At 37.5% G+C, this 3673-nt stretch carries 5 protein-coding genes and 1 other annotated feature; of the genes, 4 read left to right on the top strand and 1 reads right to left on the bottom strand.

Going from position 1 to position 3673, the window contains the following annotated elements; genetic code table 11:
- Nucleotides 1-81 precede the first annotated feature (81 nt).
- Nucleotides 82-327: a binding site (T-box leader), on the bottom strand.
- A gap of 51 nt (nucleotides 328-378) precedes the next feature.
- The gene (locus GX687_04865) at nucleotides 379-813 is read right to left on the bottom strand and encodes a DNA starvation/stationary phase protection protein (protein HHX96774.1); all 435 of its coding nucleotides are present in this window, start codon (nucleotides 811-813) and stop codon (nucleotides 379-381) included.
- A gap of 322 nt (nucleotides 814-1135) precedes the next feature.
- On the opposite strand from GX687_04865, the gene GX687_04860 reads away from it, so the two are divergent.
- From GX687_04860 to GX687_04845, 4 genes are all read left to right on the top strand, one after another.
- Complete coding sequence (locus tag GX687_04860; protein ID HHX96773.1) at nucleotides 1136-1681, top strand: hypothetical protein; 546 nt, start codon at nucleotides 1136-1138, stop codon at nucleotides 1679-1681.
- Nucleotides 1682-1757: 76 nt separating this feature from the next.
- Nucleotides 1758-2588: a flippase-like domain-containing protein gene (locus tag GX687_04855; protein ID HHX96772.1), complete on the top strand. Its 831-nt coding sequence runs from the start codon at nucleotides 1758-1760 to the stop codon at nucleotides 2586-2588.
- Nucleotides 2560-2814 (top strand): ferrous iron transport protein A, encoded by a 255-nt coding sequence (locus GX687_04850; protein HHX96771.1) that lies wholly within the window; start codon nucleotides 2560-2562, stop codon nucleotides 2812-2814. Before GX687_04855 ends, GX687_04850 begins: the two co-directional genes overlap by 29 nt.
- A partial coding sequence (locus GX687_04845) for a GTP-binding protein (GenBank protein ID HHX96770.1) occupies nucleotides 2792-3673 on the top strand: 882 nt, incomplete at its 3' end. The genes GX687_04850 and GX687_04845, both read left to right, overlap by 23 nt.

Here is a 3673-nt window from a genome sequence, read left to right as displayed (position 1 = left end):
CTGATGATTAGTAATAGGGCTAATCTTTTTTTCATTTAAACTCCTCCTTAAATTTTATTAAAAAAAAACGCCGCCTGTAAGCACAGGGGCGAATTTTTTTCGCGGTACCACCTTGTTTTCGTTGTTGAACACAACCTCAAGTGAGCAACTAACATTGCTCCTCCGTAATAACGGTCGGATACCGGCACCACCTACTCGGTTAAATAGTCTTTCAGTGTGCAGCTCCCAAGATGAATTCATGGTATTTCAACCTGCTTTCTTCACACTAACCGAAAGCTCACTGAAGGTGAGGGATGACCACTACTATTTCTTGATCAACGCTTTTTAGGTGATTCTTATTATAAGCACTGTTTGGTTCGTTTGTCAACAGTTATTTTTTTAACCAAGCATAGCTTGTGTAAACCAAATGTTTTTGCTAAAAAAGGCTACATAGTCTTCAAAAAGAGCTACTACTTCGAAATCTCCTGCTTCGTCGGCTTGATTTCGAATGTCGGTACCTAGTTGACGCATTATTTCTAGGTCCTTTTTTAGAATTTCCAAGGATTCTCTGCTGGAAAAATCACGGGCGGTGATTTCTTCTATGGAAGCTTCGCTGAGATACTCTTTTAGGGTAGACAGGGGCAGTATTTCTTTAGTTTTTAGTAATTCCGCTACTTCATCAAAATCTTCAAAGGCTTGATTATAGAGTTCCTCGGTAAAAGTGTGGATTCTCATAAAACGGTTTCCAGTTACATTCCAATGCAGGTTATGTAGTTTGACAACCATAACCCCCAGATTGGCTAAATACTTTTGAAGTAAATCTAAATAGTTCATTTAAAAACCTCCTCGAAATTATTTTTGAACCATTACCCATTAATTACTATTATAGTAATTATTTTTAGCTTTGGGAAGGGTAATTATACTTTTTAGGTTAAAAAGGTATTCAATTGGAGAAGAAGGAATTATGTTTATTTGACTAGAATATTGTCAAGGGTGAGAAAAATAGAAAGTAAAATCATGGAATTAGAGGGTCAGTCTTTTATTGAGGAAAACAGAAATGCTTTGGAGGTACAAATAAAATAGATTATTATTGTCAAAAGGGGGAGGGGTGTGCTATATTGTTAGATGAGTCTAACTTTTGTGGGAGGTCAAAATAGTGCGTGAGGTAATTAGTCCGCTAGTTAGGATCAGTGAAAAGGTTTTGTCTTATTTACCTTGGGGGGCCCGCTTATATATGGAGCCTTATCGGGAGGTAGTTTTAAAAGAAATTGAATTGGCTCAATTAAAACCAGGTGAAAAAGTTTTACAAATAGGTTCAGGTGCTTTGCCTTATAGTGCTATTTTTTTAGCGGAATTAGCTCAAGTGTCGGTATGTGCCTTGGATATAGATCAGGTGGCTGTAAAAAGGGCAGTTTATTGGGTTGAAAAATTAGGTTTAAGTGCCAAGGTAAAGGTTAAGGAGGGTAATGGTCGAGATTTTCCGGCAAGTGATTTTTCGGCAGCTTTTGTGGCTTTACAAGCCAAACCCAAAGGGGAAATTTTAACTAATTTGTTTTCCCAAGGTCCAGGTGGACTGCGAGTGGTGGTGCGGCAGCCTTTGGAACGGTTTAAATCACAGTATGAAGCAGTGCCCATAACCTGGAAGTGCCAAAATAAGGTTCAACAAAAAATGTTGACATTTTCCTCTCAGCTTTTTTATTAAGTCTTGACAGGTCGAAGAGAGGGCTTTATAATTAGCTAAAGTTAGGTGTCTCTAACAAACTTAGAGGAGTCATACTTTGTTTAAAAAATTAGGGTTAATTCGTTTTCTTGTTGGTGCTGTTCTTCTAATTTTTTTCTTTACTTCTGTGGATAGAGTTGAACTAAAAAAGGCCCTTAGTATGGTTTCTTGGGAAAGTTTGCTTTTTTTAGTAGTTCTGCAGGTAATTACCGTACTTTTGGGTACTTGGCTGTTAAATTGGTTATTATCTCGTGAAGGTATTCAAGTTGAGTTTAAACAATGTCTTTTAATTAATTTAGTTGGTATTTTTTTGGATAATCTTACCCCTGGTGCCAAATTGGGGGGTGAAGGGGCACGTTTCTTTTTATTCCGGAATTTAACTCAGGCTAAGGTTAGTGAATTAGTTAAGGTGCTTTTACTGCAAAAAGTAATTGTTTTACTACCTTTAATTTTATTGTCTGCTTTTAGTTGGTTGGATGTTAAAGTAAATATTTTGTTGGGTTTTGTTTGTTTACTTTTAGCAGGGCGAAAATTTATAATTCCTTTTTGTTTGGCTATAGGTATTTGGCTGTTATATTTAGGGAAAATAGTTATCATTGCCCGTGAAAGTGGTGTTTATTTAGTGGTTCTGTCTTTGGCTCAGGTGTGTTTCCCGGCATATCTGTTGGGTATGCTGCCTATTACACCAGGAGGGTTGGGCATTTTTGAAGTTTTTTTTGCTAAATTATTGGTTAAAGCCGGGGCCCTGTGGGAACAAGCTGGAGCCATGCTGCTTATCTATCGTTTGGTAACTTATTTATTGCCTACATTATGGGGTATAATCGCTGGTTTGATGATTTGGGGAAAGGTGGGGATTAAAGATGGTTTTAACGGAAATGAAACAAGGTGAAGCAGGTTTAGTTTATAAATTGGCCGGTGGACGGGAAATGACCCGCCGTTTGGAGGCATTAGGTTTAAGAACAGGTAAAAAAGTAAAAAAAGTTAGTTCTTTGTTTGAGCGGGGGCCGGTAGTTTTGGAATTGAATGGTCGTTTAATTGCGATTGGTCATGGACAAGCAAGGCGTATTTACGTAAAAATGGAGGCCGAGGCTGATGAAAATATTATTGATGGGTAATCCCAATGTGGGGAAAAGCGTAATTTTTTCCGCTTTAACCGGTCTTAATGTAATGAGTGCTAATTATCCGGGTACAACAGTGGCTTTAAGTCGAGGGAAAACGGTTATTGATGGACAAGAAATAGAATTAATTGATGTGCCTGGTACCTATGGTTTAGATAGTGGCAATCCAGCAGAAAGAATAGCTAATGAACTCCTTGCTAAACATGGTAGTGGGGTTCTTTTAGTTTTAGATGCCACTAATTTGGAACGTAACTTATATTTAGCTTTTCAAGTATTAGAAAAAGGACTGCCGGTGGTTGTGGCTTTAAATTTAATGGATATTGCTAAAAAACGCGGTTTAGTGATTGATTGGCGGGGTTTATCCGAAAAACTGGGTGTGCCAGTGATTCCCACAGAAGCCATTAAAGGAAAAGGTATTGCTGAATTAAAGACTGCTCTTGGTGAACAAGTGTTAACTAATGAATGTGTATCTTCCCGGAAGTTTGGTCCTGTTTATTGGGAAAAAGCAGAGGAGATAGCTCAGGAGGTACTGCGGTTTGAAAAACGGGACCTTACATGGGAGGAGCGGTTGGATTATTGGCTGTTGAAACCAGGTAGTGGTAGTTTAATTGCTTTTTTTGTACTTTTGCTAACTTTTGGTATTGTTGTTGGTTTGGGTATGGGTATGCGTAAACTCATTTTAAGACCTTTTTTCTTTACTTTTATAGAACCTGTACTTCGTTGGGGGGTTACTAGTTTAATTCCAGCTGGTGTTTTACGAAATATTTTTATAGGTGAATATGGTTTTTTAATTAAAAGTATAGAATGGCCTTTAACATTGGTTTTTCCTTATGTTTTATCTTTTTATGTTTTATTG

It is taken from the genome of Clostridia bacterium (genome assembly GCA_012841935.1).
Classification (GTDB): Bacteria; Bacillota; Peptococcia; order DRI-13; family DTU073; genus DUTS01.
The sequence above is the reverse complement of the archived record's forward strand: the minus strand, read 5'-3'. Positions and strand labels throughout refer to the sequence as shown.